This window comes from Bacteroidota bacterium (genome assembly GCA_034439655.1).
In the GTDB taxonomy this organism is placed as follows: Bacteria; Bacteroidota; Bacteroidia; order UKL13-3; family UKL13-3; genus CANJUD01.
The window spans coordinates 1-15,828 of record JAWXAU010000029.1 but is presented as its reverse complement, the minus strand read 5'-3'; the positions used below and the strand labels follow the sequence as shown (position 1 = coordinate 15,828).

Annotated in this window: 13 protein-coding genes; 2 read left to right on the top strand and 11 right to left on the bottom strand. The window is 39.1% G+C overall.

Annotated elements, in window-relative coordinates:
• Positions 1-269: 269 nt before the first annotated feature.
• The 7 genes from SGJ10_01850 to SGJ10_01820 form a co-directional block, all read right to left on the bottom strand.
• A complete protein-coding gene (locus SGJ10_01850) occupies positions 270-1,490 on the bottom strand; it encodes a quinol:cytochrome C oxidoreductase (protein MDZ4756869.1) in 1,221 nt (406 codons plus the stop codon).
• Between the two features lie 25 nt (positions 1,491-1,515).
• On the bottom strand, positions 1,516-2,160 hold the full coding sequence (locus SGJ10_01845; protein MDZ4756868.1) for a cytochrome c: 645 nt from the start codon (positions 2,158-2,160) through the stop codon (positions 1,516-1,518).
• Between the two features lie 19 nt (positions 2,161-2,179).
• Positions 2,180-2,725 (bottom strand): DUF3341 domain-containing protein, encoded by a 546-nt coding sequence (locus tag SGJ10_01840; protein MDZ4756867.1) that lies wholly within the window; start codon positions 2,723-2,725, stop codon positions 2,180-2,182.
• A 39-nt stretch (positions 2,726-2,764) separates the two neighbouring features.
• Positions 2,765-4,162, bottom strand: a complete 1,398-nt coding sequence (nrfD, locus tag SGJ10_01835) for an NrfD/PsrC family molybdoenzyme membrane anchor subunit (GenBank protein MDZ4756866.1) — start codon at positions 4,160-4,162, stop codon at positions 2,765-2,767.
• 51 nt (positions 4,163-4,213) lie between these two features.
• Complete coding sequence (locus tag SGJ10_01830) at positions 4,214-7,495, bottom strand: TAT-variant-translocated molybdopterin oxidoreductase (GenBank protein MDZ4756865.1); 3,282 nt, start codon at positions 7,493-7,495, stop codon at positions 4,214-4,216.
• A 39-nt stretch (positions 7,496-7,534) separates the two neighbouring features.
• Complete coding sequence (locus SGJ10_01825) at positions 7,535-8,806, bottom strand: cytochrome c3 family protein (protein MDZ4756864.1); 1,272 nt, start codon at positions 8,804-8,806, stop codon at positions 7,535-7,537.
• A 182-nt stretch (positions 8,807-8,988) separates the two neighbouring features.
• Complete coding sequence (locus SGJ10_01820; protein MDZ4756863.1) at positions 8,989-9,390, bottom strand: DUF1761 domain-containing protein; 402 nt, start codon at positions 9,388-9,390, stop codon at positions 8,989-8,991.
• A gap of 209 nt (positions 9,391-9,599) precedes the next feature.
• Between SGJ10_01820 and SGJ10_01815 the strand changes: the two genes are divergently transcribed.
• A complete protein-coding gene (locus tag SGJ10_01815; GenBank protein MDZ4756862.1) occupies positions 9,600-10,376 on the top strand; it encodes a hypothetical protein in 777 nt (258 codons plus the stop codon).
• A gap of 11 nt (positions 10,377-10,387) precedes the next feature.
• On the top strand, positions 10,388-11,473 hold the full coding sequence (locus SGJ10_01810) for a PorP/SprF family type IX secretion system membrane protein (protein MDZ4756861.1): 1,086 nt from the start codon (positions 10,388-10,390) through the stop codon (positions 11,471-11,473).
• Here SGJ10_01810 and SGJ10_01805 read toward each other — a convergent pair.
• The 4 genes from SGJ10_01805 to SGJ10_01790 form a co-directional block, all read right to left on the bottom strand.
• A complete protein-coding gene (locus tag SGJ10_01805) occupies positions 11,470-11,850 on the bottom strand; it encodes a hypothetical protein (protein MDZ4756860.1) in 381 nt (126 codons plus the stop codon). The genes SGJ10_01810 and SGJ10_01805 overlap by 4 nt on opposite strands.
• Positions 11,851-11,952: 102 nt before the next feature.
• Entirely contained in the window at positions 11,953-12,477 is a 525-nt protein-coding gene (locus tag SGJ10_01800; GenBank protein MDZ4756859.1) for a hypothetical protein, read from the bottom strand.
• 318 nt (positions 12,478-12,795) lie between these two features.
• Positions 12,796-14,388, bottom strand: coding sequence for a DUF1501 domain-containing protein (locus SGJ10_01795; GenBank protein MDZ4756858.1), 1,593 nt, complete (start codon positions 14,386-14,388; stop codon positions 12,796-12,798).
• A 46-nt stretch (positions 14,389-14,434) separates the two neighbouring features.
• On the bottom strand, positions 14,435-15,828 hold a 1,394-nt coding region (locus tag SGJ10_01790; protein ID MDZ4756857.1), incomplete at its 5' end, for a DUF1800 domain-containing protein.

The window sequence follows — 15,828 nt, the reverse complement described above, 5'->3', positions numbered from 1 at the left end:
TTATTTATTAACAAAGTTATCAACTTTTAGTGGCTACATTTTGGGGCTTTTATTAGGCAAACTTCTGCTGTTGCTATAAAGTATGTTTTAACTTCCGTTGTAGAATGGTAATGCCGAACTACATCCCTAAAGCCCCGCTTAATCCCGATAATTATCGGGATGCGGGGTGATTAGTCCCTCTTTTTTGGACTATTATATATTGAGTTTTGGTATAATAAAAAAGCCCACTTATTTAAGCAGGCTTTCTAAATATTGTTTTTCGATTCTAACTAAGGATTGATCTCATGACGTGCACTTTCTTCGATGTATGGATGTCCCACAGCAATGAGCGATTGCTTGGCCAATGAAGCAAGGGTAACATATATAAAAATACCAAAGAAGAATATGGTAGTTCCTATTTCCATAAGGCCTATAGTAGCTTGTTCTCCAGCCACATTAGGCATTACCATTAAATATAAATCATTCCAATGCCCACAGAGGATAATCGCACCTGCGGTGATAAGCGTATTGCGTTTGCGTTTAGAATTTTTGGTCATTAAAATCAATAGTGGTGCTGCAAAATTGATAATCAAATTAAACCAAAACTGAAAACCAAAATGCTCCCCTTTACGTTCGACATAATATATAGACTCCTCAGGTAAGTTGGCATACCATATCAATAGGTATTGCGATACCCATATATAAGTCCAAAAGATAGAGAATGCGAACATGAATTTACCCAAATCATGTAAATGTTCTTCAGTAACAATTTTTAAATAACCACGACCTTTAAGGAACAATACAAACATACAAATGGTGGCGATACCACATACCCAAAGTATGGCAAAGTTGTATATTGAATAAATAGTAGAGAACCAATGAGGGTCAATACTCATCATCCACATCCATGATATTACTGGGAAAGTGAAACCAAAGATGGCCATAAAGCCACCCGCAACACGGCGATTTGTATGAAATATTTTTGTACCTTTTTCTTTGTCTTCTCTTATAGACAAACGGCGGAAATAGCGGGTGAAGAAATAATATAATCCAAAAAATAGAATACTACCCCCTACAAAAAATGTTGTATTTAAGAAACTGCTTTTCCCTTGTAATAAAGAATCATTGTTCATAATTTCGGGAATTGACCATTCAAATACGTGCTCACGCCCTACAAAAAAGATAATCAATAACGTTAAAACCCCAATAGGAAGGTATTGTCCCATAGCTTCGGGTATCCTTTTTATAGCAGCACTCCAACCCGCATTGGACAAGTAGTTGATACCGATAAAAACAGTTCCGCACAAACTAATGAGGGTAGTGTAGTAACCTGCCAAAAGCATGCTGCCCCAAAAACGCTTTTCCATAATGTTTCCAGCTTCTCCCTTTAGCATTAATACACCCGCAAGAGTGCAAATCAAGCCTAGGCCGATGAGCATGAAGACAAAGTTTTTAGTTTTAGAATTGAAGTCGAAACGTTCTTCCGTAATTTCTATGTGATGATGTTCCATTAGGTCTGTATAAAATTATCGGTTGTTATTTATCTTTTTTTAATGAGTCACTAGGTGCAGTGGCGGTAGCACCATTGGTTTTGGCTTTTTTGCTAAGGTATTGTACATATTGTATTACACACCAACGTTCGGTGGGGGTTAATACTGAAGCATACGAACCCATTAAATTTTTGCCATAAGTAATAGAATGATACATACCTCCTTCGCTTAATGTTTGAATTCTATCAGTTGCATAAGAAGGTATATTGCCTGGAGGAAATTTTACAGCAACTGCCCCATCTCCCAAACCGATGTCGCCATGGCAGGGGAAGCAATTGATATCATAAAAATGTTTTCCTATAGCAAGGTTTTCGGACGTGTAGGCAATAGTTGCAGGCATTTTTACATTTTTCAAAGCTTCATCATATTGTTCCTTTTGGTAAGGATAGTAGTAATCTAACTGGCCTTGGGCAATAGTATGTTTTGCTGGTTCACGCATGTTTTTACCATCTGCATTTATTTTGTTCGGAGATTCAGCAAGCTGTGTAAAAGGCTCGTAACCTTCCGACACATACATGTCGGGCATATATTCAGTCCCTGGGTCATTCGGGCCTCTGCCACAAGCTGCAATTAATGCAACCAAAGCCATTGAGCCAAATATTTTATAAACTGTTGTGTTATTGATTTTCATTGTCATTTATTACTTGTGTTTATTGTATCAATGAATGGTTTTTGTCGAATGATTTTGTACGAATGTCGATTGCACCATTTTCACGAAGTATTTGATTGATAGCATCGTGGTTTTTATTACTGTCAGCATCAATCGCCAATATAAATAAATCGCTAGTTTGGCGATCGTCAAACAAATCGGGTGTTACACCATGAAACATCTTGCTTTTAATCCAGAAAGTCATAATTGTTCCTAGTGCCGTGCAAAGAACGGTACACTCAAAACATACAGGCACAAAGGTTACCAAAACGGGTGTATTAGGTTTGCCACCTATGTTTACTTGCCAATCTAAATAAGAAGTAAACCACTGTAAAGTTAAAGCTAATAGGAATCCGATACATCCATATATAAATGCAGCAATACTCAAGCGGGTGCGTTCGATACCCATTGTTTTATCAAGACCATGCACTGCAAAGGGAGTGTAACAATCATATATTTTCACTCCTGAGCTATTCATTTTCTTTGCAGCCCTATAAATCAATTCAGGGTCTTCAAATACGCCGGCTATAAAATTGGTTGGTTTCATCTTTTATATATTAATTCTTATATAACTTTATCGTTTTGTTTAATGGGAATGTGCTAAATTTTCTCTTTCCATTCTGGCTTTTGCAATCGGCAATTGGTCGATAGGCATAATAGCTTTTGTTTCGGCAATGGATATAGATGGTAGGAACTTACAGAATACAAAGTAGCAAGTAAAGAACAATCCCATCGTGCCTAAAAATATAGCAACCTCAACCCAAGTAGGGCGGTAATATATCCAACTTGAAGGAAGGTAGTCACGGTGCAGAGAAGTAACAATGATTACGAAACGTTCGAACCACATTCCAATATTCACAATAATAGACATGATAAATATAATAGTTGGATTTTGACGTATCTTCTTGAACCAAAATATCTGAGGAGCAAGTAAGTTGCAACTCATCATACTCCAATAAGCCCACCAGTATGGCCCCGTAGCACGATTGATAAAAGCATATTGCTCATACTCTACCCCTGAATACCAAGCAATAAAGAATTCAGTGATGTATGCGGTACCTACTATAGTTCCCGTAAGCATTACTACTTTGCACATAGCATCCAAATGGTGAACAGTAATATAATCTTCGTAGTTCATCACCTTACGGGCAATAACCAATAAGGTAAGCACCATTCCAAATCCAGAAAAAATAGCTCCGGCTACAAAGTATGGAGGGAAAATAGTGGTGTGCCAGCCAGGAATTACCGATGTAGCAAAGTCAAAAGATACAATGGTATGTACCGAAAGTACCAGCGGTGTAGAAATACCAGCCAATATCAAACATACTACTTCATAACGCATCCATGTGCGGATAGAACCGTTCCATCCCATTGATAAAAGGTTATACAACCATTTCTTCGCTTTACCTTTCGCACGATCACGCACCGTAGCTATATCGGGTATGAGCCCCATATACCAAAAGAATAATGATACTGTGAAATAGGTTGAAATCGCAAATACGTCCCAAAGTAGGGGTGAGTTAAAGTTTACCCAAATCGAACCTAATGCATTTGGCAAAGGCAAATTCCAGAAACCATTCCATATACGACCCATGTGGAACAAAGGAAATATGGCGGCACACATTACTGCAAAAATTGTCATCGCCTCAGCCGATCTGTTAATTGACATACGCCATTTCTGACGGAACAATAACAAAATCGCGGAAATCAAAGTACCAGCGTGACCAATACCAACCCAAAATACAAAGTTGGTGATATCCCAAGCCCATCCTACAGTCTTATTCACACCCCAAGTTCCTATTCCTTCGACAACTGTAATAGTCAAGGATAGCACTAATAGGCATAAAAAAATAAAGGATACTGAGAAACCTGCCCACCAAGCTTTTGATGGTGGATTTTCAATGGGACGACAAATGTCAGCCGAAATTTGGCCGTAGGATTTGTCTCCGGTAATAAGTCTTTCCCTAAGTGGTGATTCGTACATGGGTGGTTAAGATTATTATATTTTGATTGATTATACTTCTTGTGTATTGTATTAATGGCCGTGTTTTTCTTCTTTGCCGTGAGTTGGAGCGGCACCGTGCTCACCATGTCCACTTGCAGCATGCTCGGCAGCATGACGTTTATGTTTAATCTCGGCTTCCTTAGCTAGTTTTATATCCAAATCTAATTCGTCTTTGATGCTATCATCCATTCTGTTGCGAACTTTTACCTGGTATTTAACTGAAGGTTTCATGTTTATTTCTTCAAGCATGGCATAACTACGAGCAACATTGCTAAGTTCCTCGGGTTTCATTGCCGCTTTTAATGCATCGAAATAATCTTTGCTCGTTTCCTTTTCGTCGTCAGTCATCAAACTATATTCACGGTCGTTATAGAATAGTTTAGATATTTCAGAATTGGGATCATTACGGTCACCAAATACAATAGCATTTGCAGGGCAGGCTTGCTGACATGCTGTTTTAACATCGCCATCAACCAAGGTGCGGTTTTCTCGTTTGGCAGATAATTTACCTGACTGGATTCTTTGAACACAGAAGGAACACTTTTCCATCACACCTCTCGAACGGACAGTAACATCTGGATTGATAACCATGCGGCCCAAGTCGTTGTTAAAATTGAAATCAAATTTATCATTTTCAAAATAACGGAACCAGTTGAAACGGCGAACTTTATAAGGACAGTTATTAGCACAATATTTGGTACCAATGCAGCGGTTATAGGTCATCTGGTTAAGTCCTTCTGAGCTATGGGTTGTGGCCAATACAGGGCAAACTGTTTCGCACGAAGCATGTGTGCAATGTTGACACATAACAGGTTGGAAAGCCACACTTACGTTTTCAAAATCATCTACAATTTTAGCGATTTCCTTTTCCTTAGTGTTCCGTTTTTTGTTTTTATCTGTGAAAGAGTAGTAGCGGTCGATACGTATCCAGTGCATTTCGCGTCCTCTCAATACTTCCTCTCTACCAACCACAGCCACATTGTTTTCAGCTTGGCAAGCAATCACACACGAGCCACATCCTGTACAAGCATTAAGGTCGATAGCCATAGCCCAACGATGCCCTTTATAATCTTTTTCGTCCCACAAGGAAACTATATGAGACATACTCTTATTTCCCGATAATGGGTCAGCTTGCCAGCGGTCCAAAGTGGTTTCTTTAACCATATTACGACCTTCGATAGTATGATGGGTTTGTGTTTGTGCCAAAAGATACCCTTCGCTGACCTTAGCAATTTTCACATCGCCTGAAGTGCCTATTGTGTGTCCATTGCGGGTTGCCCTTAACACAAATGCGTTTTTACCACTTGTGTCTTTTTTCATGGCTTCGCGATTGGCATCAATACGGCCATATCCCAAAGCAATTGCAACAGTATCTTTCACCATGCCTGGTTGAACCAAGACTGGAATTGAATCAATTTTGCCATCTGAAGTGCTTACCGAAATATTATCCCCGTCAGTTAAATTAAGACTATCAGCAGTTGATTTATTGATAATTGCGTAATTATCCCAACTTACTTTTGAGATAGGGTCTGGAAGCTCTTGTAGCCAAGGATTGTTAGCTTGTGAACCATCGCCCATAGAAATTTTTTCATAGGTCATTAATTCAAGCTTACCTTTTCCACCCATTGCCGCACTAGCAGTAATTGACGCAGCTTTTACAGTGCCTTTAAACGAAGGCGAACCTGCTACAACCATTGGTTTGATATAATAGCCATCATGCAACGTTTGGTTCCAGAAAGCAACAAAATTATCTGCTCCAAAAGCTTCTTTCCATGTGTCTTGAATGAATGTATAAAAATCAGCGTTTTCATTTCCAGCCCAAATCAAAAGTGATTCTTGAGCTTGGCGGGTATTGAATATGCGGGTAATAGTAGGCTGTGTCAGAGTATAATGCCCAACTTTGGCTTCATGGTCATTCCACGATTCCAAGTAATGATGGTCAGGGGCTGTATATTTAAGCATCTTGGCTGTTTCATCCATATTATAAGATGTGCCAACCGATAATTTTAATTTTTTGATACCACTGTTCAGCTTAGAAAAGTTGTGGTAATTGTAGGCAGGATTGACATTATAAAACACAACCGCTTCAACCGTTCCTGAGTTCATTTCGTCAACCAATCTGTCGAAGTTGCTGTCAATACCTTTACGTTGGTTAGAATGATTGTCCAAGTCAATCGTTTTGCCATAATTGCCTAGCATGGTATTGATGCCGTTCACTAATATTTGAACATCCACGTCGTTAGAACCAGATACTACCAAACCTGCACCTTTCTTGGCCCATAGTTCGTTTGCTGTATTTTTGATAGCATCCAAAGGAAGTTCAAGTTGTTGAACATCCAATTTGGTAGAGCCATTCAAATCGGCTAATCTATTATATAAGTTTGCCAAAGCCAATCCTTGTTGCGAAGGCTTGATTGGCAAACGCATATCGGCACTCGATCCAGTAATAGTGAGGTTTGACTCAAACTGGATATGGCGTGACATGTTCTTCTTTTTGTTAAGTTTACGATTTTCAACCCATTGCTTGGTATATTCAACAGGAGAAATCCAAGTGCCTAAAAAGTCGGCACCGAAGCTTACGATCACTTCAGCTTTGCTAAAATCATATGCAGGAAGTACTGCTTTGCCAAACGATTCTTCATTAGCCATAATAATGGCAGAGGAAGAAATAGCATCATAGGTAATATGTTCAGCTCCTTTGTATGCTTTAAGGAATGTATCAATAGCACGTTGTGTAGAAGGACTATTAATGGTGCCACTCACCACACGAATTTTTGAACCGTCAATAGCTTTAAGTTGTGCGTTTACATCTGCATCTATTTTTTTCCAATCCAAAGATTGTGTTCCAATTAATGGACTTTTTATACGGTCATTATCATATAAGGTAAGCACACTTGCTTGACCTTGTGCACAAAGTGCTCCTTTGTTAAAAGTATTATCGTTGCCATCTACTTTAATAGGACGACCTTCGCGTGTTTTTACCATTATGCCGCAACCAGCAGCACAAGCACCACAAGTAGAAGCATAATAAAGAGGTACACCTGGTGTAATGTTCTCAGGTTTTACGACATAAGGAATTGCATTTTTTACAGGTGCTTTGTTACAAGCTGCCAAAGCAACTGCACCTATACTAAATCCGAAAAATTTGAGGAAATCACGGCGGTTTGAAGCAAGTCCAAAAGTAGAAGAATTCTCATTGAGAACCTCATCTAAGGGCAACCCCTCCATGAATTCATTTTTGCTGTTGGCAACAAATTCAGGACTCGTTTTGAGTTCTTCAAGTCCCCTCCAGTATTGTTTTTGGTTTTCCATTGAATGTATTTTGAAAAAACTAAATGTTTTGAATTAATATTAATAATGACATTTTGAGCAATCGAGTCCTCCATTTTCGGCAACTGAAACCTCTTTTTTGCCAAGGGCTTTATACTTGGCGTGAATTTTTTCGTAGTATTTGTTACTAGCCATATCCACTTTCGAATCACGATGACATTCAATACACCATCCCATTTGCAAAGTATTCTTTTGATAAACTACTGTCATGTTTTGTATATCTCCGTGGCATTTTTGACAGGCAATTTTTCCAACTTTTACGTGCTGTGAGTGATTGAAGTATGCAAAGTCTGGCAGATTGTGAATTCGCACCCATTTAATCGGTTTTTGTGGGCCATCATATTTTTTAGTTTCAGGATTATATCCAACTGCATTATATATCTTCATAATTTCGGGAGATATTTTACCTGCATATTTTTCTTTAGCCTGCACAGCAACGTGGCAATTCATACAGGTGCTAGGCGAGGGAATGGAAGCTTGCTTACTCTTCTCAACCGTAGAGTGACAATATTGACACTGGATTTTGTATTGGCCAGCATGTAATTTGTGCGAGTAGGCAATAGGTTGTGCAGGAGCATATCCCTTTTGAACACCTATTTCATTATTGGCATAACCAAAACCCCAATAGCAGTATAAAAATACAAAGCACATCATAAATGCAATGGTCGCTACCGTTTTATTCCAACGTGAAACCCAAGGCCAAAATGTGCCATCCCAAAAACCTGGATCATCTTCTGGAGCAAGTTCAGGTTGGTTGGTATATAAGGTGCCTTTTAGACTAGCTGCAACTCGACCCAATAATATGGAAGTAAGCCCCAATACAAATGCAAGCCCCAATAATATCATCAACATAGTGGCATTATTCATCCCTCCGCCACCGCTATCTGCTTTTGATTCACCATTTTTAGCTTCACCATCTTTAGGCCCACCTTCAACTATAGGAGCGGGAGCCGTTTTGATAAAAGAAAGTATCGACTTAATCTCCGCATCTTTTAACGAGCCGAAACTAGTCATTACCGAATTGTTGTATTTATTAGCAAGAGCCACAGCATAAGCATCTCCACTTTTAATAACTGCCTGGGAGTTCTTTACCCATTTGATAAGCCAAGCCTCGTCACGACGTTTATCAATGTCTTTTAAAGCAGGGCCTACCACTTCTGAGTGAACGGCATGGCATGATTGGCAATTGGCCTCGAAGAGTTTTTTGCCCTCTTCTACGTTTTGTGCTGTTGTGAAAACTGGTGCTAGGGCAAACGCCGAGAGCACTAAAAGCAACCTAAAGGATATTTTCATTCTGATGATTAATACTTTTAATTAAAACTGCGATGAAAAGTATAAATGGTTATTGTTATTGGCCATTAGGAACTTAACAAACAAAGTCTTTTTTTTTCGGGTGCAAAGATAATGGGCAAGAAGGCAATGGAAAACCCAATGTCAATAAAATGTAATTTAAAAAAAATCTAAATACTTTTACTTTATTTCCAAACGGTTACGATGATGCCTACGATGATGTTCCCAATAAGGTGATAGCCGCCGTCAATTTCATAAACAAAACTCACGCTCATCACAGTTAATCCAAAACAGACACCTGTGAGCATACCAAAACGAAGACCTGAAGCCCAATTTTGCAGATGTAGTGCGTGAGACGAAAAAGCCATACCAATTGCTAAAACAAAGAGGCAAAGAAATGATGCTATCATCACTGTGGCCATGCCCTTACGATTGTTAGAGTCATCCATGCTCATGACTGTAATTTTAGCCCATGGTTTTGCAAACAAAACAGGCGAGTACCATACTGCTCCCAATAAAAAATAAGCCGCTGCACCAACAGCAATAGCTAAATAGTTAAGATGGATAAAATGATGTGTATAATTCATGTTTTAGTTAAATTAGTTGTGTGGCAAATGTGACAAAGAAGTTTTATATTACCAAAAAACTGCTTATTTTTTAATAACATACATAGCCAAACCCTTAATTTTGCAGCACACTAAGGAAAACTATTCTTTAAAATATTTGTATCAAAAAAAAATATTTAGGTTTCTAATTAGATTCTGTATTTTTGAACTTTCTAAACATATTTATAACTATGAGAAGAGTCACAATATTTACTGTTTTATTTTGCCTAATTGGCTTCAATGCAAAATCGCAGACCAAAGATTCAACAAAAATAAAACATCACGAAGTAGGAATAGATATGTATCCCATAGCTGTATACGTGCTTAAACCAGATGCTCAAGGGTGGTTTGGCGGAGTTCCTACCGCGAAACCTGATTATAATTTTACCTACCGTTATTATTTTAAAAATGTTGCGATTAAAACTCGATTTTCGATTAACCAAGCCAGCAATGGAGAGTCAAAAACGGTTACTCCGTCAGGAAATGTAACCTATACCTATATATCTGATGCTGGATACGACAAGCGTTATAATACCGCGGTGGGATTTCAATATAATATTGTGCAGAACAAAAGGAGTAATGCGTTTATCGGCGTAGATTGGTTGAACAATAAACTTGGAACCTCTATAGGAACTTGGTCGCAAACAAATGATACCAATATTAATTATATTAAAATCAATAAATCGCATCATAGCAATAAAACATCCACACGTATTTCAGGAATTGCTTTTGCTTTTGGCGTGAGTTTTAAGTTGAAACAAAGTCTCTTTTTTACCATAGAATCATCGATACGTTATATACGTGCTACAACAAAAAATAAATATGGTAGTTATACTTATCAATATTACGAGTACAACTCTCAGCCGCAACCTATCATCGAACAAAATGTAAACTCGGCCAATACAACCTCTGCTCAAACTACAGAATTTGTGCCTAGCAGTAATTTTACCTTAAGTTATAGGTTTTAAATTTGAAGCTTGTGAGTTGTAAAATTACATTTATCCTTTTCCTAAGTTTTGTATTTCAAAACCTCAAGGCTCAGGATCCCGAATTTTCGCAGGTATTTGCCAACCGATTGTACCTTAATCCTGCTTATGCAGGAGCAAATAATGGTATGCGATTAGCCATAAATCACCGACAGTTATGGCCTGGAGTGCCAGGACCCTTTTACTCTTTTGGCCTCGGGTTAGATGTTCGTGCACCCGGAATTTCTGGAGGGGTGGGATTGAACTTGATGAACGATGTGAGGGGAGAGGGCTTTCTAAAAACCAATAAAATAGGTTTTGTGTATTCATATAGAAACTTGATTGGAAGATTGGACCGATCCAATACTGAATTTAGTTTTGGGGTGGAGCCAGCTTTGGTGAACAAAAACATTGATTGGAGTAAGTTTGAATTTAGTGACGAGTTTGACCCAGTTTTTGGAAAAATATTCCAGTCTTCTGCTACACCCCCGCCTGCTGCTTCCATTACTTATATGGATATCGGGGCTGGATTTACTTTTAATCACAGGCTTAGAACCACCTCTGCCGATTATTATTTTGGATGGGGCGGTGCTATACAACATCTAACAAGACCTGTTGAGACCTTTGTGGGAACCACACGCACCATTCCTATTAAATACTCTGTAACTGGGGGCGGCATGCTACCCATTAAAGACGGGCGTAGCCCAACCCCTACTTTTATTTTTCCTCATTTTAGATTTGAAAAGCAAGCGGCTTTTCAAGCATTTGATGCAGGAATTTACTTTTATAAATATCCAGGATTTGTAGGTTTGAACTTTCACAACTCACCCAAATTTCAACAAGGAAAAAATACCAATTCCTTTATTATCACTTTAGGTTTAGTGGGCGGATGGGGTGAAGCCAATAGCTACCAAATAAGTTACAGTTATGATTTGAATGCCACTGGATTGGGTGGTGGAACTTATGGTTCGCACGAGTTGGCTCTGGTATTTAGTTTCGATTCGTTTAAATTGTCGAACCTAGGGAAAGGTGGAGAAGCACGTAAAAAATTACTGAACTGTATGGACTTTCCTCATAAAGGGGTTTTTCGAATGTTTTAAGAAGGCTTATTCGATTTGCGTTCTTTCTTACCTTCTGATGCTTCTTTTGGAACTTCGTCAACGGGTCTGGCAAAAGTGTGCGGATAGTCTCTCGCCTGCTCGAACTTGCTTAACACATCACTGTAATTATTGATTGTTCCCCACAGATAAACGCGGGTTTGGTGATCCTTTTTTGAAATATTACGACTTTGGGCTATCAAATTTTCAAGTTCTACCTTCAAACCATCCACAGTGCTTCTGATTTTAAACAAGGTCTCATGGTATCCAGGTTGCAGGCTATCTAATTCGACAAGTTCCTTCTGCAAGGAATCAATTTCTGAATTCAGACTATCGCAACGATTTGAAAATACTTTCGGTTCTATTTTTTCTTTAGACATATCAACTATGCCACAAACATAAATATTAATTTACTTTGTTTGAGCCAATGTTAATGATTTGTAAATAATTACTTGTGAAGGGCGTCATTATTTTACCCTACGTTACTTTATCACTTTAAAGTAAAGCACATATTTGCCGTTCAAGTTTTCAATTTCCAATATGATATTTGGGAATTTCAGCATTTCGGTGGGGTCTCTGCGGCCAATGGATATTTTTTTGTACAGCCCCTCCACTGCAGACTCTCTTATGAGCCAACTAGGTGATAGGCAATCTTTAATTTCGAAACCCCATTTTTCGTAGATCGTTTTCATGCTATCTGTTATTTGGTCGGCCTCCAAAATGGTACTGGTGAAACTGGTAGCAAAGCTTTTGGTTATTTGAGCATTACTTTGCCCAGGGAGATTTTCTATCGATTCCCATTTTTGAATAAAGTTATTGCCTTTGCGAACCGTTCCCAATGACTTGCCTTTTATATTGTCGAAGTTTTGTTCCACACCAGCTTTAATAATCCTGAAGAATACGGTACAAAAATCTTCATCATCCTTAATAGAAGTTTGGGGGTTTGTTTCTGGCGAAACAAAAGATCCCAAAATGAATAATACCAATATAAGTGTGAATGCCCTCATTAATTTTACGTTGCAAAGTTAAGTTATTCAAAGTTGTGCCAAAACAACAAATTTAATGAAATAAATTACATAAGTTTTTAAGCCCTATTTAAAATAAATCGCAAAACAAAGAAAAGACATTTTAAAAGACGCATCGCTTCTAATACCTTAAGCAACAACGAAAATCTGCCGAATCAGGTAAATCAACCTTACATTTCAACTCACTTCAATAAAAGATTTCTTACATAAAAAAACAGAGCCGATTTTAAAAAGCAAAACAAATAACTGACTATTTGAATGCCCTTTGGACAAATAATTTGGCCTACATTAATGCCAATATTAATCAGTAATAATCATACTTCTAGTTTGCGAAATCAAACTGTTTTGCATTTTTAGATAATACAATCCAGTTGATATGCCATTGCGTGATAACTCAATTGTATGTTGTCCCGCAGCATAGTTTTGGTCAGTGATGGTTTTAATTAATTTGCCTTCCGCATTTATCAGCTCTATCAATACATTGCCTCCGGCACTTACAAACTCAATGGTGGTAGAGAGATTGAAAGGATTGGGATAGTTGCGGATAAGCGTATTGCCTGAGTTTCGTTGAATGTCTTGGGCAATAGGGTTATTGTTGCAATTGTTATTGATAAGGTTTAAGGTGTTGAATTTCTGCAACATCACTGTGTCTGTATCGGTATCATTCAGGCAGAACCAGTCTTTGAGGATTGAAGTGTACACCGTTCTGAAATCGTGTTGCATGGCGATATTGTCGTTTGCTGCAGCATTGCTTGGTATGGTGGGATTGCTGCCAAGTATGCCACTTTTTACTTTGTTGCCAAATAGGAAAAGGGGTGCGGCTGCTCCGTGGTCAGTGCCCAAGCTCGCATTAGAAACTATTCGTCGACCAAATTCACTATAAGTCATCCCCAAAACGCGGTCGGCAGTGTTTAGCAATTTGCAGTCATCCATAAAGGCGGTAATGGCCTCACTTAATTTGGCCAGCAAATTTGCGTGGTCTCCCGTGTCGGTGCCGCTTTGGTCCACCTGATTGGAGTGCGTATCGAAACCGCCCAAGCTAACCCAGTATATGCGAGTTTTTAATCCACCTGCTATCAGTTGCGATACTATTTTCATTTGGTCGGCCAATTTGTTTTGACCCGTGGTTGGCCAAAGTGATGATTTATTCGTGGCTTTGCCCGCAGCAGCTTTTATAACTGATCCGTACTGTTGGGTTTTGGCCGCCACTCCCCTTATGTAAGCAAGTTCAGTTCCTGCATGGGTAGTGGGCGTAGGGTCGGTGGTGCCATTAATCATGTTATAGAAATTGGCGGGATCGGTAATGGCCATCGCCATACTATTGGTAAGCCCTTGCAAACCTATTGAAACTAGCGAACCTATTTGTATGGCCACTGGGTCGGGCATATTGCTATTGGGATAGCCATTTGGGAAATTGGGGAATTCTTCATTGAGATACCTTCCCGCCCAGCCACTAGTTAGCGATTGGTTTGCATCGGAGGCTGTTGCCCATATATCGGATGAACGGAAGTGGGAATAGTTTTGATTAGGATAACCAGCGGCTTGCACAATTCCGAGTTTGCCATTATTATATAAATCCCTCATCCCTACCATCGCTGGGTGTAGACCAGTTGCGGAAGTTCCAGTAAGTGCCAACACCTTTTTGCTGTCAATAAGGATATTGCTGCGGGCATTGGCTAAATTACTATACTGATCCAAAGGAATAAGTGTATTTAGCCCATCGTTACCACCATTAAGTTGCACTATAACGAGCACATGGTCGGTGTCTACAAATGATGCCGCAAGTCTGCTAAGCAAATTTGTATTGGAATAAGCCTGTACTGTTTGACCATCTATTAACGACGGCAATATGGATACAGCCGCTGTATTCTTTATAAAATCCCTGCGATTCATATTGGATAATTATTTTAAAGGGTTTGTACTATATTTAAGGTTTTGACTAAGAAAGTTGGAACTCCGAAAGATCCATCAAGTATTTGTATAGCGGGATGAGCCGCAAGTTCACGGTGTCTTTATTGGTTTTGTTGGTAGGGTCACTTATAAATGCATTCCATGCACTTGTCCAATAACTATCTGTCGATTGGCCAGATAACAAGGTGCTTACTTTAATGGCTGATTTATTGGTGCTTGACAGGGTAAGGATATGCAAGTATTTGCACAAGTCGTCTATTAGTGTATTTGGGTTAGAAGGGTCGCTCATTGTTTTGGCCGCTTCTAAACAGTCGATAATTAAAGTGAAGCCATTTTTCTTGATGCCAGAATTCACCATTAAGTCGCTTATTTGATTACGCTTTGGCAGGGTGTCGCTGTTAATCCACAACTCGTGGTAACTGGGCACTTGATAATATGCTGGCCATCCTGCCACATTCGGAGGGTCTCCCGGGTCTTGTTGCTGTATATAAGATGCTCCCCATATTTGCCCCCACATATAATATTGCGTAGCGTATTGGCTGGCATCGGGAAATATAATATTGAACACCCGACATAGTCCCACGCAAAAATCCAATGGACTTTTGATGAGGCAACCTACGTTAGCTGCATCAAAAAAGTGCTCGCTTTTGAACAAAGCTGTCAATACAGGTTTGATATCATAATTGTTCTGACGGAATATTTGAGCCATAGGTGCTATCACATTGGCCTCGGTGGTGGCATCTATATCGTAATACACAAACCAACGATATAGTTTACGGCAAATGAATAAGGATACTTCTGTTTGGTTAAAAATCATAGTGAGCAAATCCTCAACTTCATTAGCTCCATTTGCACCTGCCTGCCCTGTAATAACAGTATTGTTATAAAATGCAGAAAATTGCTTGTTGCCAGTATCATGCTTGTTAGGGTCGAAATAAGAGGAGAAGGTGCTGTTGTTTATCCTCCAACCTGTAAGCACTTTGGCAGCAGCTTTCACATCATCCTCGGTATATTGCGAGTTCGGTCCTTTGCCTAAAGTGAAAAGTTCTTGCAACTCACGAGCGTAGTTTTCATCAGGGGCTTTATGGGTATTAAGGTAACCGTTCAGATATTTGAGCATGGCTGGGTCGATGCTTACAGCTTTGGTAAGGGTTTTAAAATTACCCAAAGCACTTTGCCTAAGCAATAAATTATTTTGATAAGCCCAAATGGGTGACCCTATATTACTTATCTCTATAGCAAAATGATTGTGCCAGAACAAGGTCATCTTCTCTAGAATATTTCTGTCTTGGTTAATCATTTGACCTACCCACCAGTATTTGAATGACTGGCGTCGCTGTCCAGTATAATTAGGAGAATCGGGGCCGTTTACCCAAGTTTGCCCCGATGCAATATCGGGGTCTATATTGGTAGAGGTATTAT